Annotated in this window: 23 protein-coding genes; 15 read left to right on the top strand and 8 right to left on the bottom strand. The window is 63.0% G+C overall.

Annotation, left to right across the window (positions count from 1 at the left end; translation table 11 throughout):
* The first annotated feature begins 411 nt into the window (after positions 1-411).
* Both LAN70_01560 and LAN70_01565 read left to right on the top strand, forming a co-directional pair.
* Entirely contained in the window at positions 412-624 is a 213-nt protein-coding gene (locus LAN70_01560; protein ID MBZ5509833.1) for a DUF2934 domain-containing protein, read from the top strand.
* 55 nt (positions 625-679) lie between these two features.
* The gene (locus tag LAN70_01565; protein ID MBZ5509834.1) at positions 680-1,048 is read left to right on the top strand and encodes a response regulator; all 369 of its coding nucleotides are present in this window, start codon (positions 680-682) and stop codon (positions 1,046-1,048) included.
* A gap of 45 nt (positions 1,049-1,093) precedes the next feature.
* Here LAN70_01565 and LAN70_01570 read toward each other — a convergent pair whose 3' ends face one another.
* Positions 1,094-1,522, bottom strand: coding sequence for a response regulator (locus tag LAN70_01570; protein ID MBZ5509835.1), 429 nt, complete (start codon positions 1,520-1,522; stop codon positions 1,094-1,096).
* 248 nt (positions 1,523-1,770) lie between these two features.
* On the opposite strand from LAN70_01570, the gene LAN70_01575 reads away from it, so the two are divergent.
* From LAN70_01575 to LAN70_01595, 5 genes are all read left to right on the top strand, one after another.
* Positions 1,771-3,819, top strand: coding sequence for a heme lyase CcmF/NrfE family subunit (locus LAN70_01575; protein ID MBZ5509836.1), 2,049 nt, complete (start codon positions 1,771-1,773; stop codon positions 3,817-3,819).
* Entirely contained in the window at positions 3,816-4,334 is a 519-nt protein-coding gene (locus LAN70_01580) for a cytochrome c-type biogenesis protein CcmH (protein ID MBZ5509837.1), read from the top strand. Before LAN70_01575 ends, LAN70_01580 begins: the two co-directional genes overlap by 4 nt.
* Positions 4,331-4,621, top strand: coding sequence for a hypothetical protein (locus LAN70_01585; GenBank protein MBZ5509838.1), 291 nt, complete (start codon positions 4,331-4,333; stop codon positions 4,619-4,621). Before LAN70_01580 ends, LAN70_01585 begins: the two co-directional genes overlap by 4 nt.
* A 155-nt stretch (positions 4,622-4,776) precedes the next feature.
* On the top strand, positions 4,777-6,231 hold the full coding sequence (locus LAN70_01590) for a carboxypeptidase-like regulatory domain-containing protein (GenBank protein ID MBZ5509839.1): 1,455 nt from the start codon (positions 4,777-4,779) through the stop codon (positions 6,229-6,231).
* 219 nt (positions 6,232-6,450) lie between these two features.
* Positions 6,451-6,918 carry a cyclic nucleotide-binding domain-containing protein gene (locus LAN70_01595; protein MBZ5509840.1) on the top strand — a complete coding sequence of 156 codons (468 nt, stop codon included), beginning with the start codon at positions 6,451-6,453 and terminating at the stop codon, positions 6,916-6,918.
* 124 nt (positions 6,919-7,042) lie between these two features.
* Here the strand turns inward: LAN70_01595 and LAN70_01600 are convergent, their stop codons facing one another.
* A complete protein-coding gene (locus LAN70_01600) occupies positions 7,043-9,211 on the bottom strand; it encodes a PP2C family protein-serine/threonine phosphatase (protein ID MBZ5509841.1) in 2,169 nt (722 codons plus the stop codon).
* A 183-nt stretch (positions 9,212-9,394) separates the two neighbouring features.
* Here LAN70_01600 and LAN70_01605 point away from each other — a divergent pair, with 183 nt between their 5' ends.
* Positions 9,395-9,805: a response regulator gene (locus LAN70_01605; protein MBZ5509842.1), complete on the top strand. Its 411-nt coding sequence runs from the start codon at positions 9,395-9,397 to the stop codon at positions 9,803-9,805.
* Between the two features lie 5 nt (positions 9,806-9,810).
* Here the strand turns inward: LAN70_01605 and LAN70_01610 are convergent, their stop codons facing one another.
* The gene (locus LAN70_01610) at positions 9,811-10,011 is read right to left on the bottom strand and encodes an allantoinase (protein MBZ5509843.1); all 201 of its coding nucleotides are present in this window, start codon (positions 10,009-10,011) and stop codon (positions 9,811-9,813) included.
* 138 nt (positions 10,012-10,149) lie between these two features.
* Here LAN70_01610 and LAN70_01615 point away from each other — a divergent pair, with 138 nt between their 5' ends.
* The 4 genes from LAN70_01615 (at position 10,150) to LAN70_01630 (ending at position 13,276) form a co-directional block, all read left to right on the top strand.
* Positions 10,150-10,842 (top strand): hypothetical protein, encoded by a 693-nt coding sequence (locus tag LAN70_01615; GenBank protein MBZ5509844.1) that lies wholly within the window; start codon positions 10,150-10,152, stop codon positions 10,840-10,842.
* Positions 10,843-10,860: 18 nt separating this feature from the next.
* The gene (gene trxB, locus LAN70_01620; protein MBZ5509845.1) at positions 10,861-11,793 is read left to right on the top strand and encodes a thioredoxin-disulfide reductase; all 933 of its coding nucleotides are present in this window, start codon (positions 10,861-10,863) and stop codon (positions 11,791-11,793) included.
* 308 nt (positions 11,794-12,101) lie between these two features.
* Positions 12,102-13,016 (top strand): proline dehydrogenase family protein, encoded by a 915-nt coding sequence (locus LAN70_01625; protein MBZ5509846.1) that lies wholly within the window; start codon positions 12,102-12,104, stop codon positions 13,014-13,016.
* 38 nt (positions 13,017-13,054) lie between these two features.
* A complete protein-coding gene (locus LAN70_01630) occupies positions 13,055-13,276 on the top strand; it encodes a ribbon-helix-helix domain-containing protein (protein MBZ5509847.1) in 222 nt (73 codons plus the stop codon).
* Between the two features lie 115 nt (positions 13,277-13,391).
* Here LAN70_01630 and LAN70_01635 read toward each other — a convergent pair whose 3' ends face one another.
* Together LAN70_01635 and LAN70_01640 are read right to left on the bottom strand one after the other, a co-directional pair.
* Positions 13,392-14,945 (bottom strand): glycosyltransferase family 39 protein, encoded by a 1,554-nt coding sequence (locus LAN70_01635; GenBank protein MBZ5509848.1) that lies wholly within the window; start codon positions 14,943-14,945, stop codon positions 13,392-13,394.
* Between the two features lie 100 nt (positions 14,946-15,045).
* The gene (locus LAN70_01640; GenBank protein ID MBZ5509849.1) at positions 15,046-16,497 is read right to left on the bottom strand and encodes an NCS1 family nucleobase:cation symporter-1; all 1,452 of its coding nucleotides are present in this window, start codon (positions 16,495-16,497) and stop codon (positions 15,046-15,048) included.
* A 208-nt stretch (positions 16,498-16,705) separates the two neighbouring features.
* On the opposite strand from LAN70_01640, the gene LAN70_01645 reads away from it, so the two are divergent.
* From LAN70_01645 to LAN70_01655, 3 genes are all read left to right on the top strand, one after another.
* A complete protein-coding gene (locus tag LAN70_01645) occupies positions 16,706-19,252 on the top strand; it encodes a protein kinase (GenBank protein ID MBZ5509850.1) in 2,547 nt (848 codons plus the stop codon).
* Positions 19,253-19,318: 66 nt separating this feature from the next.
* Positions 19,319-20,176: a transglutaminase-like domain-containing protein gene (locus tag LAN70_01650; GenBank protein ID MBZ5509851.1), complete on the top strand. Its 858-nt coding sequence runs from the start codon at positions 19,319-19,321 to the stop codon at positions 20,174-20,176.
* Between the two features lie 71 nt (positions 20,177-20,247).
* Positions 20,248-20,859, top strand: a complete 612-nt coding sequence (locus LAN70_01655) for a hypothetical protein (GenBank protein MBZ5509852.1) — start codon at positions 20,248-20,250, stop codon at positions 20,857-20,859.
* A gap of 150 nt (positions 20,860-21,009) precedes the next feature.
* Here LAN70_01655 and LAN70_01660 read toward each other — a convergent pair whose 3' ends face one another.
* From LAN70_01660 to LAN70_01670, 3 genes are read right to left on the bottom strand one after another with little or no spacing between them, the layout of a single operon-like run.
* Positions 21,010-21,636: a DUF3106 domain-containing protein gene (locus tag LAN70_01660; protein ID MBZ5509853.1), complete on the bottom strand. Its 627-nt coding sequence runs from the start codon at positions 21,634-21,636 to the stop codon at positions 21,010-21,012.
* Between the two features lie 14 nt (positions 21,637-21,650).
* Entirely contained in the window at positions 21,651-22,124 is a 474-nt protein-coding gene (locus LAN70_01665; GenBank protein MBZ5509854.1) for a hypothetical protein, read from the bottom strand.
* Positions 22,125-22,136: 12 nt separating this feature from the next.
* A complete protein-coding gene (locus LAN70_01670) occupies positions 22,137-22,907 on the bottom strand; it encodes a sigma-70 family RNA polymerase sigma factor (GenBank protein MBZ5509855.1) in 771 nt (256 codons plus the stop codon).
* Positions 22,908-22,996: the final 89 nt, after the last annotated feature.

Genomic DNA, 22,996 nt, shown 5'->3' on the forward strand with positions numbered 1-22,996 from the left:
CGGCGATCCGGCGATCGGGTGATCGGGTGATCGGGCGATCAAAACCATTGCCGATTGCCGATTGCCGATTGTCGATTGCGAAAAGGAGGATTCGCGCCCGCCCGAAGAAACTGTGCTGCACGGAGCATCCGGCGATCGGGTGACCTGGCGATCGGGTGACCTGGCGATCAATCGTGCTGCCCCTGCATGACGATCTCTCCGCTGGTGAGTTGGGAGCGCGGTGACGACGTGCGAGACCACAAAATTCACCAAACTTTTTTCCCCGGCGCGCCGAAATCCACAGCGGAACAGGGTATATTGGAGACTGATGATGGTGAGGTCAAACCCGCTATAAGCGCGGGTTCTGTCCTAGTTCTAATGCCTAGGAGTACGAAGAAAATGGCCAGAGTAAAGCGTGCGCAAGTGACGACGATGCAACCCCCTGTCAAGCCGAACACTACCCCTTCGGTCGAGAAAAAGAACGGCAAGAACGGCCATGGCAATGCGGCCTTCGACCTGGAAGCGGCGATCCGGATCCGCGCCTACGAATTGTACGAGCAGCGCGGCCGCCAGGATGGCCAGGCCCAGACCGACTGGTTCCAGGCGGAGGCGGAAGTGCGGTCACATGATTCGCGTTCGGCTTAGCAGCGGTTCCGCTGTGGCGGGCCGGCCACAGTAATTCCGATAGACGGCGCGGTGATTGCGGAGAGTCCTGCTCATTGACGACAGCCCGCTGCAACTTCGTGTGCGCGAGACCGTCTTGCGCGACGCGGGTTTCGAAGTGTGCATTGCCACCACGGCCGAGAGCGCCCATGCGCTGCTGCGGAGCGAAGCGGTGGGCGCGAGCATCGGCGTGATCGTGACCGATCACATCCTGCCGGGCGCCAGCGGCGCCGCATTCGTGCGCCAACTGCGGCAGATCAAGCCATCGGTTCCGGTCATCGTCATTACCGGCTTGCCGGAAGCGGAAGCCGAGTACGAGGGACTGGACGTCATTTTCCGGCAAAAACCCTACCCGCCGCCCGAACTGATCGCGCTGGTGCGCGATACCATGCCGGACGAATCGTAAGCCGGGGCGAGTTGTGAATCCCGGGATGCGAGCCCGAAGCGGCGCTCAGGACGCCGCGGTCTCCTCGCTGCCGCAGGATACTGCCGCGACCGTCGCGGGTTTCGGCCGGAGCGCGAGGGCGAGAGCGACCGCTTGCACCAGGTCACGCGGGCCAAACGGCTTCAGCAGGAACGCGGATGCGCCGCAGTTGTGGAGGCGGGCATCAATATCCGGTTCGGGCACGCCGGTGGTGACCACCACGGGGATGTCGCGGGTGCGCGGCATGGCGCGCAGTTCGCGCAGCAGGTCGAGTCCACGACCCGCCCCCCCGAGCAGGCAATCGAGGATGATGACCGTGGGCTCTTCCAGCACGATCTGCTCGGTGATCTCTCGAATGGCAACGGCTTCCACAACGCGGTAGCCGGCGCGCTGCAGGACCTCGTGGATGAGGTGGCGGACGTTGTCATTCGGTTCGATGACGAGAATGGTAGCCATATAAGTCCCCAGTTCTGAGTGGCGAGTGAGAAAGCATCGCTCATGAACCGTAACTCAGAATTGCGCCCGTGCAGCCAGGTACGAACCCGGAAAAAAGCGCGACTTTCCGGCTGCGGGACGGGAGCCAAAATGGTAGCCGAACCGACAGCCGCGGTCGTGCCGCTTGTCCCGGCGGGCGATGACCGGCGGTGAGTTGCCGAGCGCGCAGGTTTCTGAAAAAATAGCCCTACGGTGGTGAGTCCCTCCTAATGCCTCTACTCGGAAGTTTCTCGCTGGTTCTGGCGCTGGCGCTCGGCGCTTATTGCTTTGTGGCGGGCGCAATCGCGCTGTTCGGTCACGGACCGGGGTACGAGCGTCTGGGCGAAACGGCGCGGCGGGCGGGCATTGGTGTCTGGGCGGCCGTCATGATTGCGGCTGCCGTACTGGTGGTCGCGACCTTCCAGAACGATTTCTCCATCGCCTACATCCTGCACCACAGCAACCGCGACCTGGGCGCGCCGTATAAGTTTGCCGCGCTGTGGTCGGGGCAGGAAGGATCGCTGCTGTTCTGGTCGCTGCTGCTGGCCAGCTACGGCCTGGTGCTGCGCATGCGGCACAAGGTGGACACGCGCCTGGTGGCGTACGCCTCGGTGGTGATCGCGGCGGTGCAGGTCTTCTTCCTGCTGCTGGTGAACTTCGCGGCGCCGCCGTTCGCGCTCACCGCGGGCGCGATCCCGCCCGACGGCAACGGCCTGAACCCGCTGCTGCAATATCCGGAGATGGTGATCCATCCGCCGATGCTGTACCTGGGCTACGTGGGATTCACTGTGCCCTTTGCCTTCGCGCTGGCGGCGCTGATCATGCGCTATCCGGGCGAAAAGTGGATCCACATCACCCGCCGCTGGACGATGGTGACGTGGGGTTTCCTGACCTGCGGAATTTTCCTGGGCGCGCACTGGGCGTACGCGGTGCTGGGCTGGGGCGGCTACTGGGGCTGGGACCCGGTGGAAAACGCGTCGCTGATGCCGTGGCTGACCGGCACCGCGTTCCTGCACTCGGTGATGATGCAGGAGAAGCGCGGCATGCTGAAGATGTGGAACATGTGGCTGATCTTCGCCACCTTCCTGCTTTCGATCTTCGGCACCTTCCTGACGCGCAGCGGCGTGGTCAGCTCGGTGCACGCCTTCGCGCAGTCGTCCATCGGGGATTGGTTCGTCGGCTTCCTGGCGTTGACGTTCGCCGTGTGCGTGTTCTTCTTCGTCAAGAACCGCTCGCATCTGAAGAGCGAGCACCGGCTGGAATCGCTGGTCTCGCGCGAGTCGAGTTTTCTGTTCAACAACCTGATTCTGCTGGTGGCGTGCTTCACCGTGTTGTGGGGAACGCTGTTTCCGATCCTGAGCGAGTGGGTGCAGGGACACAAAATTACCGTCGGGCCGCCGTTCTTTAATCGCGTCAATATTCCCGTCGCCCTGCTGCTGCTGCTGCTGACCGCGGTGGGGCCGCTGCTGGCGTGGCGGAAGACGTCGCTGGAGAGCCTGAAGCGGAATTTTCTGGCGCCGGCGCTGATCGCGGTGGGCGCGGTGGTGCTGCTGATAGTGACGCCGTCATCGTGGGGCGGGCCCTTCGGCATGCGGCCGTGGCAGGACTCGTCGTACCTGTTCTCGCTGATGACAATCATGCTCTCGGTGCTGGTGGCGGCGACGGTGATCTCGGAGTTCGTGCGCGGCGGGCGGGTGATCGCGCGCCACACCTCGAGCTCACTGGCTTCCGGGATGCTGCAACTGACGCGGCGCAACACCCGGCGCTACGGCGGCTACATCGTGCACTTCGGCGTGATCGTGATCATGATCGGGTTCGCCGGCGCGGCGTTTAACAAGGACGTCGAGCACGAATTGGGCAACGGCCAGTCGATGTCGGTGGGGCCTTATACGCTGGTGTGCCGGTCCTACACCGACGACGACAACCCGAATTACCGCAGCCAGTGGGCCATCATCGACGTCAGCAAAGACGGCAAGCCGGTGGCCACCATGTATCCGGAGCGCCGGTTCTACAAGGCGAGCCAGCAGACGGCGACCATCGTCGCCAACCGCTCGACGATTCGGGAAGACCTCTACCTGGTGTACAGCGGCCTCAATGACGACACGGGCAGGCCGATTATCCGCGCGCACCTGAACCCGCTGGTGCTGTGGATCTGGATTGGGGTGCTGATCGTGATTGCCGGGACGGGCGTGGCGCTGGTGCCCAACGCGGCGCCGGCGCGCGTGACCGCACCCGCGCGTGTGGTGGCGGCTGCCGAGCCGGTGGGGGCGGGACGATGAAAGCCAGTACCGAGTACCGAGTACCGAGTACCGAGCGTAGGATTCGGAAGTTTGCGGCACTGGCGATTCTGTGCTTCGTCGTGGTGCTCTTCATGGGCGCGGGGGACGATCTCAGCGGGCGATTCGATAAGCTGGGGCACAAGCTGATGTGCCGCTGCGGCTGCAACCAGGTGCTGCTGGAATGTAATCACGTCGGCTGCACCTATTCCGACGGCATGCGCAACGAATTGATGGCCGGGTTGCAGCGCGGCGACAGCGACGATCTGGTGTTGCAGGCCTTCGTGCAGAAGTACGGTCCGACGGTGATGGCGGCGCCGACCACCACCGGGTTCAACCGCGTGGCGTGGATCATGCCGTTTGTGGCGTTGACCGGCGGCCTGCTGCTGGTGGTGGTGATCGTGAAGGCCTGGAATACACGGCGGGCCGTGGCCGTGGTTCCCGCGGGTGGCGCCACCGTGGATGCGCACGAGCTGGATGAGCTGCGCCGGCGGGTGCACCAGGAGACGGAACTATGATGATTGCCGCCTGCGTGCTGATGACCCTCGCGCTGTGTTTCTACATCTTCTCGCTGCCGACGCAGGTGGATCCCGGCGAGGAAAAGACCCGGCTGACGTTTCTGCGCGAACGCAAGGAAACCGTCTACGAGAACCTGCGCGACCTGAATTTCGAATACAAAGCGGGGAAGTATCCCGAGGCCGATTACCAGACCATGCGCGCCGCGCTGGAAGATGAAGCGGCGGCGCTGCTGGGAGAGATTGAGGCGCTGGAAGAGGGAAGAATCGCGAATCCGGCGATGGGGTAAGTGCCGCGCCGCCGGCGCTCGCGTGTTTTCTTCCGCTGATCCCACCGCTTCCGCGGTGGGCTAACGAATTCCGCCCGCTTCGCGGGCTGGTATCGCGGGAGAGATAAGGGTGGGGGCACCAGCCGTCATTCCAGCGACAATGTAAGGAGAATGACTTGAAGTACGGTTTTGAAATGCGTTCCGATTCCTGCTTCGCGCGCAAGAAGAACCGTTTTGCGATGCACGATGATTCCTGCTTCGCGCGCAAGATGATGCGCTGCGGCGCACCGCGCAATTTTCGCAAGCTGGCCGCGATGGCGATCCTGCTCGCTTCGGTCTTGACCTGCGCCGGGCTTGCCCGCGCCGAAACCTTGAGCGGGACCGTGACCAATGGGACCACCGGCAAGCCGGCGGCGGGCGATGATGTCGTCCTGCTCATGCTGGCGCAGGGCATGCAGGAAGCGGGGCGCGCCAAGACCGACGCACAAGGCAAGTTCAGTTTCAACATCACCGATTCCGGCGGACCGCACCTGGTGCGGGTGAATCACCAGGGCGTGAATTATTTTCCTGCGGGCGGGCCGATCCGCCCCGGCGCCACCACCACCGAAGTGAAGGTGTACGACTCGGCGAAGAAGCTGGAGGGGGTGGGTGAGAACGTGCGCGTGATGCGCGTGCAGGCCGACCAGAACTCGCTGCAGGTGATCGAGCTGATCTCGGTGAAGAACGACTCGTCGCCGCCGCGCGCGCTGATGTCCGACCGCACCTACGAGATCATGCTGCCGCAAGGCGCGCAGGTTGACGAGGGGGTGGCGCAGGGGCCGGGCGGCATGCCGGTGAACTCGGCGCCGGTTCCCGACGACAAGGTGAAGGGAAAATTTTATTTCGTGTTTCCGATCCGCCCGGGCGAGACGCGGTTCCAGGTGGCGTATCACCTGCCGTACGCGGGCGAGGCAACCCTGAGGCCGAAGGTCGCGGGCAAGCTGGAGCACTTCGCGGTGATGCTGCCGAAGAGCATGGAATTCGGCGCGAAAGCCCAAGGGGTGTACTCGACGGTGAACGATGAGAATGGCCAGTCGAACTTGCAGGTGGCGACGCAGGTCACGCCCGAGAAGGACCTCACGTTTCGCGTGACGGGAACGGGCATGCTTGCCGACCAGCAGCAGGCCCAAGGCGGCCAGCCGGAGGCCGATGCCGGTGGCGCGATGGGCGGCGGCGCGGCGGCGGGACGCCCCGGCGGCGGACTGGGCACGCCCGAGGGCACGCCGGATCCCATCCACAAATATCGTTGGGCGATCTTAGCGGGCTGCCTGGCATTGCTGGCGGCAGGCGGAGGATGGGTGGCGACGCGCAACCAGCCTGCACCTTCACCGCAACCGGCGGCGGCCGCAGCGCCGAAAGTCGCAGCGCCGAAAGTCGTAGCGCCGCAAACCGCTGTGCCGCAAGTGGCCGCGCAGCCCGTGCCGCGCTCCGCCATGCTGCTGGAGGGCTTGAAGGAAGAGATGTTCCAGCTCGAAGTCGAGCGCCAGCAGGGCAGCATCTCCGATGCGGAGTACCAGAACGCGAAGTCAGCGCTCGACCAGACTCTGCAACGGGCGTTAGCGAGAGCGAAGGGAACGAGTACGACGATCTAAGAGAGAGTTTCAGTTTCAGGCAAGTTGCGAGTTGCGAAAAAAGCAGATTCCTCGCTGCGCTCGGAATGACAATTCCGCCAAACTCGTGTCTTCACCTCCATAGTTTCTGCCTTGCGCCTTGAGCCTTGCGCCTTTTCCACCTCACCCGCACCTGTGATGAAGGTCACCGCATGCGGGTCGCCTCCGGAGGTACAAGCAAGGCTTCCGCCGGAGGTGTTCATGGCGAGCAAGAGCCAGCCCAACCTACGTCAAAAATCCAGTGAGGCATTCACCGGCCATCCCGATCTGCGCGCCGGATTTGAAACTCTGGCTCCCACCACGTTTCATCCGCGAGGCACGGTTCTCTTCCGCCAGGGCGAGCCCTCGCGCGGCGTGTACCTGCTGGTGCAGGGCCGGGCGAACCTGTCGCTGCGCGCCGACAACGGCCGCAGCGTGACGTTCCGCAACGTTGGAGCAGGTTACGTCCTCGGAATGGTGGGCACGATCCTGAACCGCACCTACATATTCACCGCGGAGCTGATCGCCGACTCGCAGGTGGCGTTTATCCCGGCGGCTGATGTTGTGGAGTTCCTGCGCCAGCGTGGCGACCTCTGCTTTGACGTGGTGCAAATGCTGGGCAGCGAACTGATGGAATTGCCCAAGGTCATCCATAAGCGCGCCACGCGGAATAGGCGCACCAACGCGTGAATAGTCTTCAGTCTTCAGGCTTTAGTCTTCGGGCGTCAGGAAACGACCCACATCTGCCAAAGGCAGGCAGATGTGGGGCACCATCGCCTGCTAAAACCTAGAACCCAAAACCTAGAACCCAAAACTATCTCGGCCTGGCCAGCACCAGGGTGATGTCGTCGGGCTGCTCGGCGCCGCCGATCCAATCGAGCACCGCGGAAATAACCAGGTCGGAAATGCGCGCCAGCGGCAGGTGCCGGTTTTCGCGAACCAGGTCCACCAGGCGCTGCTCGCCGAATTCCCCAAAATCATTTTCCGGCTCCGTGATGCCGTCGCTATAGGCGATGAAAATGTCGCCGGGCGCGAGCGCGACCTTGGTCTCGTCGTAGGGGACGGAGTCAAACAGACCGACCACCGTCCCGCCGACATCCAGGCGAGTCATGCCGTCCACGTGCAGCACCAGCGGAGCCAGGTGTCCGGCGTTGCAGTAGCTGAGCGAGCGGCTGCGGCCGTCGTAGGTGCTGAAAAACAACGTCGCGTACTTCTCGGTGGGCGTGCTGTAAAAAAGCTGGCGGTTGAGCAGCGTCATGACGGCGGCAGGGGAGAGGTCGCCGTTGGCGTAAGCGAGCGCGGTTCCGTGGTATCCGGGGTTGCTGCCGGCCACCGCCGCCGACATGGCGGGCACGACCGCCGCTTCCAGCGTGTAGGCGCGAACCGCGGAGTGGATGGTGGCCATCAACAGCGCCGCCGAAATACCCTTGCCGCTGACGTCGCCCACCGCCAGCGCCACCTTGCCGGCCTCCAGCGGCAGAAAATCATAGTAATCGCCGCTGACGGTGCGGGCCGGACGGCAAATGCCGTGCAGTTCCAGCGCCGGAACCTCGGCGGACTGTCGCGGGAACAACTGCGCCTGCACTTCCTGCGCGATGACCAGCTCGTTCTCCAGCCGCTGCTTTTCCTTTTGTTCCAGCATCAGGCGTTCCAGCGATGCCGTCATGGAATTGAACGAGGTCTCCAGGGCGGCGAGTTGATCTTCGCTGCGGATCTCGATGCGATGGCTGAATTCGCCGCGATTGACGTGCTGCGTCGCGCGGTAGAGCGCCGCCACCGAGCGCGTGATGGTGCGGGTGAGACGCACGCCGATGATCAGCGCCAGCAGTTCGATGACGCCGAACAGCACCACGATCACCACCAGCACGCCGAGAATAAACGTTGCCGACTGGCCGACGGTGCGAAACAGCCGGCCGTAGAGCAGCGACGGCCGGGTCACCACCGCCAGCAGGGCGGTGCGGTTCTTGCCGGATTTCCAGTCGAGCACTTGCAGCAGGCTTCCGCCGGTGATTTCGCGATCGAAGCGGTTGGCGGGCGGCGGCAGCTTGCCGGCTTTCACTGCCGCGGGCGTGCCGGCCACCGATTCAGGGCTCAGATCCAGGCGCTCCTCGCCAATCGTCAGTTGGGTGCCGCCCTGTTTCTGGCGGCGGGCAGCCTGCGCCTGATCGGAACCGGTCTTGTCGTTAGGTTGCGCCGGCTGGGAGGGGGAGAAGATGGCGAGGGAAACCTCGCCAAGCTGCGCGCCGACTTTCCCCAGCAGTTGTTCGTCAACCGGGACGCTGGAGATGAGCACCAGGCCGCCCTTGGCCGCGGGAATGGTGTCGGCCACGCGCAACAGGATTCGACCGCCGTCCAGGGCGAGGCTCCTGGCGTCCTTCGCGCTTTCGGGGGGCAGCGCCACCGGCGTCGCGCCGGAACGCAAGGTGAAAGCCTTGCCGCGGAACCAGGCAGTGATCTCGCGATCGGGGTAGCTGGGTTCGAGTCCGCTGGCCTCTTGCAGCAGCGCCTCATCCGGGGTCGCACCCTTGGAGAGACGCTCGGCCGTCTGCAGCGCCATACGGTGATTCAGCGCGCCCAGTGTCGTCACTTCGTTTTGCAAGTCGGAGCTGGCGACGTAGGTGGCGAACTGCCAGGCAAACAGGTACGCGGTAATCAGGCCGATGGTGAGCAGCAGGATGACCGGGATCACGCCGATGAAAACGTAGGTGACGATCAGCCGGTTGCGCAGCCGCCACATCAGCTTGCGCCGAAGCCAGCGCAGCCCGAGCACGGCGCCCAGGCAGATCGTCACGTAAGCCAGGAACCGGATCCAGCCGATCAGGCCGGCACTGCCTCCCGGCTTGGCCAGCAGCGACACGGACCAGATCAGGAGCAGCAGCAGATCGAGCCCGGCGAAATACGCCGCGACCCGGGCCAGGCGGCTCATGCGCGGCCAGTAGAGGTAAAACTGGCGGCGCAAATAACGATGGGCGACGTCAAACATGAAGGTCAATACTCAAAGGCTGAACCAACGAATTATAGCTGGCCCGGCCGGCTGAATCCGGCGGCGCCAAGGGCAACTCTTTTTCTACTAATGATACGAATCGGCGCCGCCGCGGGTTCGTTTTTGCACAGAAAAATTCCGATATGCACAGGCAAGAAAGCGGAACGCGGAGTTGAGTCACCAATGGTGACAATTCCCGGGTGTATTCTTCTGCCGATGAGCGAGCGGCCTGCCATCCTCGTAGTGGACGACGAACCTTCCGTCCTGCTGACCTATTCGATGATCCTCCGCCATAGCGGGTACAGAGTCATCGGTGTCGCCACCGCCCGCGAGGCCAAAGTCGTGCTTGCGGAAGAACGCTTTGACATGCTGGTCTGCGACCTGGCGCTGGAAGGACGCCGCAGCGGTCTGGAGGTGCTGGATTTCGCGCGCGCGCGCTACCCCGGCATTCCGGCCGTCCTGCTCACCGGTTATGCCGACCGCGAGCTGGGCGAGGAGACGGAGCGAAAGCGCATCACGCTGCTGTCCAAGCCGATCGAAGTGAAGGACCTGCTGGACACCATCGGCGGGCTGGCGCGCAAGCAGAGCGCCTAGCCGCCTCAGATTTCCGGATACAGATCGAAAAATGCTTCGACGCTGGTGCGGAGCTGCTTTTCGATGTCTTCCTTGCTGCCCTCAAGAATGTGCATGGTGACGCGCGCCGTGCGCCCGTGCTTCATTTTGATGGGGGCATCGTCAATTTCCTCAATGTCCTCCGAGGGCAGCAGGCGCATTCCATAGATGAGACAAAGATTGGCCATGCGGAGAATTATAGGCTTCAGGCTGCGGGCTTCAGGCGCGCAGACGAACTCAGGATGACGCCGGATCTAATGTGAGCTTTATGGCGGGCTCATGCACCCTGAAGCCTGACGCCTGCAGCCTTGGTTTAAAATGCCCCCGTGCTGAAACTTGCAAGCGCGATGCTGCTGGGGTGGGGAATGATCGGCTTCGCCCAAGAGCAACCCAAGAAAGCGCAGCCGCCGGCGCCGCCGATGAGGGTCAACATCCTGAATGTCTGCGCGCCGAACGAGGCCGAGCAAAAAGAAATTACGGCGGCGCTGGGGCGCGTACCGCAGCGTCCCAGTTTTGGGCGCGACTACGAGATCACGCGCGGCCACACCACCGCGGAAGATAGTTCGGGCTCCGAGTGGGTGCGCATCCGCCGCGAATTTGCCAAAGCCATGCCGCTGCTGGCAGTGCAATTCACCTACAGCGACGACCCGAAGAACACGCTCGAAACCGCGGTGTTCTATTCACGCGAGGCGAAAGACGTGATGCAGGTTGCGCTCGAAGACCAGGTCGCCAGCGGCACCAGCCCGGCGGTAGTGCTGGCCGCGGACACGCCCGTGAGTCACATCCGGATTGAGCGCTTTGGCAAGCCGTCGCTGGTGCTGGCGCGCTGCGGCAACGTAGACCAGACGGCGTACGAGCCGCTGTTTCGCACCGCTTCGCAGATCATGGCGGCCTACCGGGCGCGCCTGGACGCGAAACAGATCGTGCCGTCGGAATTGGGCCGGGGTCCGGGCGGTGGGCATCGTCCCGCCGGCGTGAAGCCGATGGGGCGGCGGCGTGCTCCCGAATCCAAACCATGAAAGCGTAATCCAACAAACATGGACAACGTCAGGAAGACGATCATTATCGGGTCCGGATGCGCGGGCCTCACGGCCGCGATTTATGCGGCGCGCGCCAACCTCAAGCCGCTGCTGATCGAGGGCCACGAGCCGGGCGGGCAGTTGTCGCTGACCACGCTGGTGGAAAATTTTCCCGGATTTCCCGAAGGCATTCAGGGTCCGGAACTGATCGAGAACATGCGCCGCCAGGCGGCGCGCTTCGGCGCCGAGTACCTGACCGGCGACCTGATCAGCGCCGACCTTAAGAACGATCCGTTTTCGCTGAAGATCGGCAAGGACGTGGTGCGCACCGAGACCTTGATCATCGCCAGCGGAGCTTCCGCGCGCTGGCTGGGCCTGCCGGGCGAGATGGCGCTGATCGGACACGGGGTCAGCTCCTGCGCCACCTGCGACGGATTTTTCTTCAGCGGCAAGGAAATCGTGGTTATCGGGGGCGGCGATTCGGCGATGGAAGAGGCGCTGTTTCTCACCCGCTTCGCCACCAAGGTCACGGTCATCCACCGCCGCGAGCAGTTCCGCGCCAGCAAGATCATGCTCGACCGCGCCCGCGCCCATCCGCAGATCCAGTTCCTGCTCAACACCGTGGTGGACGACGTCTATGACGTTGCGAGAAAAGAGGTGACGGGGCTGCGCCTGCGCAACGTCAAGAGCGGCGAGTCGTGGGATTTTCCGACCAGCGCGATGTTTCTCGGCATCGGGCACATTCCGAATGCCAAGATGTTCGGCGACCAGCTCGACGCGGACCAGGACGGATACCTGATTACGCGCGATTACGTTTTGACCCGCGTTCCCGGCGTCTTTGTTTGCGGCGATGTCCAGGACCGGCGCTACCGGCAGGCGATCACCGCCGCCGGGACCGGTTGCATGGCGGCGCTGGAAGTGGAGAAATTTCTCGAAGCGCGGGGAGAGTGAGTACCGAGTACTGAGTACTGAGTACCGAGTACTGAGTACTGAGTACCGAGTACTGAGTACGCCTACTACGCAGCAGGTACCACTGGTTTCAACAAACCGCCTTGGGAAGGGCACGGCTTCAGCCGTGCCGCCCGAGCCCGCAAGACGCTGGCTTTAGCCCCTGAGGGAAGGATTTCAAAAGAAACGTAAAGCGTGCAGCAGAATCACAACGCTCGGTACTCGGTACTCCGCACAGCCCGTCGTGATGCACATCCTACTGACCAATCCCCCGCAATGTGATACAAACATCGGTTTGCCTGCGGAGCCGGATGCTACGGGAACTGTTCATAGGCCTATCCACCAGCGGCGCCCTGCGCGCCTTCGCTGAACGTTCATCCATCGGACAGAAGATGTCGCGGCGGTTCGTCGCCGGGACCACGGTGGAAGATCTGCTCGCCACCGCCGAGGCGGTCAATGCCAAAGGCATGACGGTGAGCGTGGACAATCTCGGCGAGAACGTCAGCAACGCCGCCGAGGCCGAGGCGAGCGCGCAGCTCTATCACCGGCTGCTCGACCTCATCACCCAGCGCGGCCTGACGGCGAACGTTAGCCTGAAGCTCACGCACATGGGCCTCGACGTGGACGCCAAGCTCTGCGAAAAACTGGTTTCCGGGCTGGTGGAACATGCCACAAAGCTCGACAATTTCGTCCGCGTGGACATGGAAGGCTCGCCCTACACGCAGCGCACGCTGGACTTGGTGCACGAACTGCACGGCCATTATCCCGGCCACACCGGCGCGGTGCTGCAGTCCTACATGAAACGCAGCGCGGCGGACGCGGAAAAATTGATCGCCAGCAAGATTCGCATCCGGCTGTGCAAGGGCGCGTACAAGGAACCGCCAGAGATCGCCTACCAGGAAAAATCCGAGGTGGACGCCAATTACCTGAAACTCACGAAGATGCTGTTGAAGAGCGGTGTCTACCACGGCATTGCCACTCACGACGAGCGCATCATCCAGCAGACGATGCTGTTCGCGGAGAAAGAAAACATCGCGCGCGATTCCTTCGAGTTCCAGATGCTCCACGGCATCCGCCGCGACCTGCAGGAGCGCATCGTGCGCGAAGGCTGGCGCATGCGCGTCTATATTCCGTTTGGCACCGAGTGGTATCCCTACCTGATGCGGCGGCTGGCGGAGCGCCCGGCGAACGTGTTCTTCATTGCGAAAAACATCTTCCGGGGATAGGCTTGCGCGTCCGCTATTCCGTGTAATACACGTGTGACATGAAGACCTCGGCTGTCACGATTCGGCTGGAGCCAGAACTGGAGAAGCTTCTCGACACGGTTTGCAGGGAATCGGGGCGCACCCGAAGCGACGTTCTGCGAGACGCCCTCAAGCGGCAACTGTCGATCCTTCGCGTGGAGCAGTTGCGCCGCCAAGTCATGCCGTTCGCCGAAGCGCTTGGCTATCTGAGCGATGAGGATGTGTTCAAGGCCATCTCGTGAGCCATACTCGCCCCAGGAAAAATCTCCCTCAGGGGCTAAAGCCCACTATTTCTGCGGTCTCGAGCGGCACGGCTGAAGCCGTGCCCTACCCAAAAACCGATTTCTGAAACCAGAATTAGTTCCAGTGCTTCCATCGCCACCAGGTCTTCTGCGGGTCAGACTTGGCGCCGCGGCAAAGATAGATGGGAGTGTTTTCCTCCGCCATGCCGAAGCGCTGGTAATGCTCGTATTCCTGGAATGATGTGCAGCTGTCCTGCACGTCTTCGCGCTTCCACTGGATCACGATGAAGTTGTCATAGTGCTGCTTGGGCGGACCCCAGAACCAGTGGTTCTGGTGACGCGAGATGGCGCCCGGGAGACCGTACTGGGGACCGAACAGGTCAATGGCTCCCGCTTCGCCGTAGTTCCCTGCGTAGATGCCGGTTTTTGCGCGCTCTTCCGGCGGCAGCGAGTTGTAAATGCCGGCGACTTGGCGCGCCAGTTCCGGCCAGCCAAACTGGTCACCGATCGGCTGCGGCAACGGTCCCGCGTGGTGCACCTCCTGCTTGGGCGGAGTGAAGCCGAGTGCCTGGGTGTAGGCGATGTAATGCTCCGGCGACAGCATCCATGTGGCGAGCGGGAGCGTGGGCAAGGTAAGGATGAGAATGATCGCGACCACCGCGGCCCTGGTCCATGCAGCGCGCGCGGACAACCAGCGCTCAATCGCCACCGCGCCGGCGGCGAAGAGCATGGGATACATCGGGAAAAGGTAGTAGTCCTTGGCGTGCGCCAGTTCCATAGTGACAAAGAAAACCACGAAGGCCAGCCCAAACACGCGCCGGCCTTGGTCGCGCAGCAGCCAGACCAGCCCGGCAAGCCAAACGGGGAACAGGATTGGGTGCGTGGCGATGATCTGCTGCACGGTGAACGCCACCGGTCCGAGGACAACGTTCTTGCCTGACCGGCGAACGTTTTCCAAGTCTTCCAGCGTGGGGAAATGGTGCCGGATTTGCCAGATCAGGTTGGGCAGGAATAGGGCAATGGCGATGGCGCCGGCAATCCATATCCAGGGCTTAAGAAACTCACGCCGCAACGGCGTCAGCAACAGTGCCAGGGTGACGGCGAATCCGAAGAACAGCGTGGAGTGTTTATTCTCCAGTCCCAAGCCGGCCAGGACGCCGAACCACAGCCACAGGCGCGAATCGCCGGTGCGGAGAATGCGCGCGATGACGAAGACGCAGCCCATCCAGAACAGCGGCTCGAAAGCATTCATGGTGAGCAGGCTGTCCATCACCAGCAGGCCGGGGCACATTAGGACCGCCAAGCCGGTGAGGAACTGGGCGTAGCGTCCGCCTCCGAATTCGCGCGCGACCAGGATGGAGAGCGCCACCAGGGCCGTGCCCGCCAGCGCCGGCAGGATGCGCAGCGCCGCCAGCGATCCTCCCATCAGCAGCGCAACCTTGGCGTACACGGCGATCAGGGGGGCGCAATCCACGTAGCCCCAATCGAGGTGGCGCGCCATGTCGAGGTAATAGAGTTCGTCGCGGAAGTAACCGTAATGCCGGACGCTGGTGAAAACATGCAGCAGAAGCTTGGCCGCACAGAGGCCGATCACAACGCCGATTGCGAAGCGGGGAAGCGGCGGGGGTTCGGCGGATATTGGGGTTGAAGTAACGGCGCTGCTTGACATGGCTGAGTGGTTCTCGGTTATCGGTCGTCGGTTATCAGTCGGTCAATCGACGGCAACGAGTCCGCGATCTACACGTCTTCCAGCTAGCGATCAACCGTGCTCAATCCGCCGCGCCTTCGGAAGGTTCCGCTTCCGCGCTGTAGGTCTTGCCCGCCAATTCCGGCAGCCAGTAGGCCAGGAAGGACACACCGAAGCCGACAAACCACGAGTAGTCGTAGAGCAGGCGCAACGACGGCACTACCAAGCCGATCCAGGCAGCGGCGCAGCCCAGCAGCGTGGCTACGATTCCGCGCACGTTCCATTCGCCGTAGATGCCATCTTGCAGGTAGAGATCGTCAACTTCAAGGCGCCTGCGGCGCACAAGCCAGTAATCGGCGATGAGCACGCCCGCAATAGATCCCAGTCCGCCGGAATAACCGAGCAGCCATTTGAAGATATAGCCCGAAGGGTCGGCCAGCAGCTTCCAGGGCTGCATCACGATGCCGATCAGCCCGGTGAGAACGCCGCCGCGGCGGAAGTTGATAAAACGCGGAAAGACGTTGGCAAAATCGTTGGCGGGCGAGACGACGTTGGCGGCAATGTTCACCGACAGCGTCGCCACCACGACGGTGAACATAGAAATGGCCACGATCCATGGCCGGGTGAATTTTCCCACCAACTCGACCGGGTCCCAGATTGCTGAGCCGTAGATGATCGCGGTGGCGCTGGTAATCACGACGCCCATGGCGGCAAACACCGTCATGGTGGTCGGCAGCGCGATCACCTGTCCTACCGCCTGCTCCTTCTGGCTGCGGCCGAAGCGGGTGAAATCCGGCATGTTGAGCGAGAGAGTGGCCCAGAAGCCGATCATGGCGGTCAACGAGGGCACGAAGATCGGCCAGAATTCGTGCCAGCCGGCGAATTTTCCCTGGTGCGCCAGGATGGGACCGAGCCCGTGCGCATTTGTCAGCGCCCACCAGACCAGCACCGCGGTCATGATCAGCACGAAGGGCGCCGCCCAGTTCTCCACCTTGCGCAGCAGGTCCATGCCCCGGTAAACCACCAGAATGTTCAGGATCCAGAACAGCAGGAATGAAATCCATTCGGTCGGGGTATGGCCGCCGAAGTTTCCGGCGATGGCGTGCGTCCAGCCCGGCCACAGCGCGCGGAAAAACACGTTCAACGCCTGCCCGCCGATCCAGGCCTGGATGCCGAACCAGCCGCAGGCCACCAGGGCGCGCATCAGCGCCGGAAGATTCGACCCGCGGGTGCCGTAGGCGGCGCGGGCGAACACCGGAAACGGGATGCCGTACTTGGTGCCGGGGTGCGAGTTGAGCAGGATGGGGACCAGCACGATGGTGTTGCCGAGCAGAATGGTGAGCAGCGCCTGTTTCCAGTTCATGCCCGCGCCGATCAGCCCCGACGCCAGCATGTAGGTGGGAATGCAGTGCGCCATCGAGATCCACAAGGCGGCAAAGTTATACGTGCCCCAGGTGCGGCGCGTCGGATCGGTGGGCGCGAGGTCTTTGTTATAGAGCGGGCTGGATTCTATGGAGCGCTTTGCGGCAGGCATCGTGAAAACCCCACGTTGGCCGCATTGTATCCGGACGAGCGAAAAACCATAACTACAAATGCTGGCCAGGGGGCCATGGGATGCAAAAGATGGCGCGTGATTTGACGGTTACCCATCTCAGCCAATAAGATTCGCGCACGTGGACGCGATTGAGGTTGGAACAACCATAGGCCATTACCGCGTGCTGGAGAAGCTGGGCGGCGGCGGCATGGGGGTGGTCTACAAGGCAGAAGACACCCGGCTGCGCCGCCAGGTCGCGCTCAAGTTTCTGCCCTCGGCATTCGCCCGCGATCCGCTGGCCATCGAGCGTTTTCAGCGCGAAGCGCGCTCGGCTTCCGCGCTCAATCATCCCCACATCTGCACCATCTACGAGATTGGCGAGGACGCCGGCCTGCATTTCATCGCCATGGAGTTGCTCCCGGGGCAAACCCTCAAGCACCACATCGAAAACCGTCGCCTGAAGGTCGGGGAACTCCTCGATCTGGGTATCCAGATCGCGGACGGGCTGGAGGCGGCCCACTCCGCCGGGGTTGTGCACCGGGACATCAAGCCGGCCAACATCTTCGTCACCAGCCGCGGGCAAGTGAAGATTCTGGATTTCGGGTTGGCGAAACTGGTGACACAAGGCCAGGCGGATGGCTCAGCCGCGACGGAAGCTCACCTGACCAGTCCCGGCAGCACGGTGGGCACGGTAGCGTACATGTCACCGGAGCAGGTCCGCGGCGAAGAGTTGGACGGGCGCAGCGACCTGTTCTCCTTCGGCCTGGTGCTGTACGAGATGGCAACCGGGCAGGTGGCGTTTTCGGGCGCGACTTCCGGAGTGGTGATTGACGCCATTCTGAATCGAACGCCGGCCGCGCCAACGCTGTTGAATCCCGAGCTTCCACCCAAGCTGGAAGAAGTGGTGAACAAGGCGGTGGAGAAGGACCGCGAGCTGCGATGCCAGTCGGCGGCGGAATTGCGCTCAGACTTGAAGCGCCTGAAGCGCGACCTGGACTCGACCCGGATGGCTCGAATCGTGGTTCCGGGGCAGGTGGAACCTGCGCCCGCAGGACAGCCGCGTCAGCAGCGCACGCCGAAGCGATTGGCGGTGGGAGCGGTGGTGGTCTTGGCGTTAGCCGGCGGCGCGCTCGCGGGAGCATGGATCGGGCGGCGGCAGGCATCCGTGGCGCCGCCGCTGTATCACCAGTTGACGTTCCGCCGGGGCACGATTCGCATGGCCCGGTTCGCTCCCGACGGGCAGACGGTAGTTTACAGCGCCGCCTGGGAGGGCAATCCAACCAGTCTGTTTTCGACTCGCCCGGAGAGCCCGCAATCGCGTGACCTGGAATTGCCCGGCGGCGAGATCCAATCCATGTCGTCCACCGGCGACATGGCGGTGCTGCTCAACAGCCGTCAGATGCGGTCGTACATCCACGTGGGAATCCTGGCCCGCGTTCCCCTGTCCGGGGGAGGTCCGAGAGAGATTCTGAACGGCGTGCAATGGGCCGACTGGGCTCCCGACGGAAAAAGCCTGGCCGTCGTGCACGATGTCGGGGGCCGCAATCGGCTGGAATACCCGGTGGGGAAGGTACTCTACGAAACCGGCGGGTGGATCAGCCATCCGCGAATTTCGCCGAGTGGCGATCGGGTGGCGTTTGTCGACCATCCTTTAGAAGGAGATGACGGCGGCTCAATTGCCCTGGTGGATGCCAACGGCGTGAAGAAGATCCTGACGCAGGACTTCTACACCGCGCAGGGGCTGGCTTGGGGACCTGACGGGCGAGAGGTCTGGTTCACCGCGGCCGGTTCCGGGCTGGACAAGGTGCTGTACGCCGTGAATGCGTCAGGAGGGAAACCGCGGCTGCTGGCGCAAGCGCCTGGCGACCTACTGTTGCACGATGTTTACCGGGACGGGCGGGTGCTGCTGGCGCGCGACAATTCGCGGCGCGGCCTGATCGGGTTGCGTGCGGGAGAGAGTTCGGAGCGCGATCTTTCCTGGTTTGACTGGTCGTACCCGGCGGACCTGTCGCCGGACGGCAAGACGCTGCTGTTCCGCGAAGAGGGCGCGGGCGGTGGTCTCAGCTACAGCGCGTACGTGCGGACGACGGACGGCGCGCCTGCGGTTCTGCTGGGCGAGGGCCGCGCCTTTGCCCTGTCGCCGGACAAGCAGTGGGCGCTGTCAACCTCGGTTACCGCCCCAACCCAACTGGTACTGCTTCCTACCAAGGCAGGCGAGCCCAAGCCGTTTTCGGCGAGCAACGTGAACCATGTGGATGGACGCTGGTTGCACGATGGCGAGCGCTTTGTGTTCTCCGGCAACGAGCCGGGTCACGGCGCGCGTCTTTACCTGCACACCAGCAACACCGCCGGCCTGACTCCCATTTCCCCGGAAGGGGCCAACGCGCTGGCCTATACGATCTCCCCGGACGACAAGTTCGTAGCCGCGGTTGGGCCCGACCAGAAGGGATATCTGTACCCGCTCAGCGGCGGAGAGCCGCAGCCAATTGCCGGGTTCCTTCCCGGAGAGCTGCCCATCAGTTGGAGTACGGATGGCCGATTCCTATACGTCTACGGCACGTCAGAAATGCCGGCGGCGGTTTACCGGCTGGAGGTCGCCACCGGCCAACGCAGCCTATGGAAAAAACTCCGCCCCGCGGATCCCGCCGGAGTGGAGTTCATCGGTCCCATCCTGGTCACGCCCGACGCCAACACGTATGTCTACGGATATCGCCGGCAGCTTACGGACCTGTACCTGGTGCAGGGGCTGAAGTGACGACCGCGATCTGAGACGACGGTTCCCGCCGCCCACGCCCTCCGTTTTTCTTGCTACCATGAGTTCATGTCCGCCGACGACAAATCGGGAGCCGTCGCCGAAGCGTTTGCCTCGCTGGTCGGGCAGCACGTCGAGGATGAGCGCATTCCGCTGGATCGGGCGGCGCTGACCATCGCGCGCACCGAATATCCGGACCTCAACCTCGAGCAGTATCTTCGGCGGCTGGAGGCACTGGCGCACCGGGTGAAGGCGCGGCTGCCCAGGATTGCCGATCCGGGCGAGACCATCGCCGCGCTCAACCAGGTCCTGTTTCGCGAAGAGGGTTTCCGCGGCAACCGCGAGGATTACTACGATGCGCGCAATTCGTTTCTCAACGACGTGCTGGAGCGCAAGCTGGGTATTCCCATCACGCTGGCGCTGGTGTACATGGAGGTGGCGCGGCGGATCGGGTTCCCGCTGTTCGGGGTCGGCATGCCGGGACATTTCCTGCTGAAGCACTACGATGTGGAAGGCCGCGAGACGCTGATTGACGCCTTCAACAACGGCGCGGTGGTGAGCGCGCGCGAGTGCCAAAATCGGCTTGACGAAATCTATTCCGGACAACTGCCGCTGCAGCCGGAGTTCCTGCTGTCGGTGAGCCGCCGGCAGATGCTGACGCGCATCCTGAACAACCTGAAAAACGTGTACATGGGGGCGCGAAATTTCCGCAAGGCGCTGGCAGTGGTGGACCTGATCTGCGCGGTTTATCCGCGTTCGCCGGAAGACGTGAAGCAGCGCGCGCTGCTGCGTTACAGCGTCGGACAGATGAGGGGCGCGATCGAGGATTTGGAAGAATATCTGAAGATGTCGCCGGAGGCGTCCGACGCCGACGAGATCCGCCACACGGCGCTTTCGATACGACGGTCACTGGCGAGGTTGAACTAGTCGGGCTGCGCATCCTTCTAGGTACCTACGTAATCAGGGCATGCAGCCAATGCGGCGGTATGATTCGTACGATGAAGTATCTCCTCTCCGTCATTCTTCTATTCGCCGGGTGGCTTAACGCGCAAGCGCCTCCTGCCACGCCGGATGACAGCGCATCCTCGAGGTCGCTGGCCGACGTCGCCCGCGACAATAAGCAGAACGGCGCCGCGAAATCGAGAGTCCTGGTAACCAACGATAATCTCGCGGTCACGAGGGCGGCGATTCCCGACGTGGTGTTTGAAGGCCAGGACAACGCTGACGAAATCATCAAAGCGATTGAGGTTTATCGGCAGTCACATACGGCGAAGGAGACCGAGGGCGAGATTCGAAGCTGGTACGAGAAACATGACGCGCTGCTGGAAGCGGCGATCAGCGAAAACAGGGAAATTACAAACCGGCTGCAATACCAGAGCTACGTTCCGGAAGCGGTGGAGCGCATACCCACCGACTCGAAGCAGTATCGCGAAAGCCAGATCGTACGGCAACGCAATGCCCTTTGGAACCGGCGAACCCTGCAAACCAATGGGCTGAGGATCGCGCGCCTGCAGCAGGACCTAGGTAAGGTGCGCACCGCGCTGCACCGCACGCACATCGACTATGAATGGATGAAAATCCGGTGCGGCAACGGCAACTGCAGTTTCTGACTTGGTTCGAAGATCAGCCGATTACCCACACCGTCAGCTTCACGTTGTCCGCCCAAGGATGCAGGTCGACGCCTGTGCTGCTCGGGTCGAATTGGCACTGCACATCCATGCTGTCGGGTCAGCTTGTGGGACTGAGATCGTGACTACCGATTAGCGCGGAGGAGGCGGCGGCGGGCCGGCTTGGCCGGGCGTGATGCCGATGGTGCTCATGCCGCGCAGCAGGCCGCGCTCCTGATCGTTGAAGTTGTTGCGATACTCGGGGGAATTCAGCGCCTTCTGCCGTTCCTCCGGGCTCATGCCCTCCAACTGCTGGAACGCATGCTTGAGTTCCTGACGACGATCCTGCGGCAGGCCGCGGTATTGCCGGAACAAATCGTGCACGCGCTGTTGCTGTTCGGGAGAAAGATGCTCATAGGTCTCCATGCGCTGGAGAATGCGGCCTTTTTGCTCCGGCGGCAAACTGATGAAGTTCTGCAGACGTTCGCGCAGGCGCTGCTGGCGGTCGGGCGGCAGGTTCTGGAAGTCCGGATTCTGTTCCAACTTCTTTAATTGCTGGTCGGGCGGAAGAGTTTCGTTACGGCGAAACCAGTCGCCCATGTGCGGGCCGGGGCCGTGCAACACGGGTCCCTGCGGGCGTCCGGGAGAGGCGAAGCGGGGCGCGTGCACCGGCGGCGCGTCCTTCTTATCGGCCTTCTTCTCGGGACCGCCACCCTGAGCGGCGGCAAGGCCCACGCCCAGAGCAACCATCGCGATCACGGTGATGAATCTACGGCCCAACTTCCTTCCTCACTTTAATTCTGCGCCGTACTTGGCGCGCCATCCAGATCGTCGAGCAGTTCAAAATCGACCAACAGATCGTGGTTCCGGTCGAGATACTGCAAATCGCCGACCGCGGTGCCCGGCTTGAGCGAGACGGCGGCGCGCTTCTCGGCATTATCCTTCAACTGCCAGCTTCCCTGGAAGAGGCTGATGCTGGCAATCATGAGCACCATGATGCTGACCGCGAAAGCGGGCTTGCGAAACCATCCCAGCCAGCCGGCGGGACGTGCCTGCTCCTCGCGCACCCGGGCGCGCAACCGGGTGAGGAAATACGGACTGGTGTCGGCCGGCGCTTGCCACTGGTCCAGCAGCGCCATGGTCTGCCGCAGGGACGTGACTTCGGCGGCGCAGGCGGCGCACGCCTTGACATGGTCCCGCAGCTCGCCGGGACCGGGCTCGGTCACCATCAGATCCAGCAGATGCTCGCGAACTTGATTGCAATTCATAACACCACACCCTTACACAAAATCTTTCAGTTTCTCGCGCAGCGTTTCATAGGCGCGGAACAGCAGCGACTTGGTCGCCGACTCGCTTAACTTGAGGACTTCGGCAATTTGCCGGTAGTCCATTCCCTGGTACTTGTGCATCAAAACTGCGAGGCGCTGGCGCTCGGGCAGGTTTTGCACGTGCTGCCGGATGGCGGCCAGCCTCTCGCGCCGCAGCAGAGCCTGCTCGGCGGAGGGGGTGCCGTCGGCGAGATCGAGCGTCTGCCCGGTGTCGCTGTCGGGCTCGTCGAGGCTGATGCTGAGCTCCGGCCTCTCGTACTTGGTATCGCGCGCGTGGTTTACCGCCAGGTTGGTGGCGATGCGGTACAGCCAGGTGCTGAACTTGGCTTCCGCGTTATACGTGGCGCGCGAGCGATACACGCGCAAGAAAATTTCCTGCACCAGCTCTTCCGCCACCGCGCTGTTGCGCGCCATGCGGTACATGAAGCTCAGCATGGGGCGGCGGAACTTGGTGACCAGATATTCGAAGGCCGCGTCGTCTCCGTCCTTGACGCGAAGCATGACGTCGGCATCCACCATGGCCTCATAGCTGACCGGCGCGGCCAGGTGCACGCCAGCTTCGCTGTGACGCCGCCCGCCCGGTAGCAACCCTCGGTCGATTGCCACGCTGCTCACACCTGTTGTAACCCCTATACGGGGTGAAAGTTGCAGGTCGGAGGGGGGCTGGGGAGCGGCGCCGGAGCCGGACCGGGAGGAGCCGGGTTTGCGGGCAAAGTCAGGCATGAGATCGGGGCGCCGGAATCCGCCCGTGTGGTTCCCGGGCATGATCTGGCGTTCTGCAAGGATACAGGAAGGAGGGCGGGCTTGGGGAG

The sequence above is a fragment of the Terriglobia bacterium genome, from assembly GCA_020072845.1.
GTDB lineage: Bacteria > Acidobacteriota > Terriglobia > Terriglobales > Acidobacteriaceae > JAIQGF01.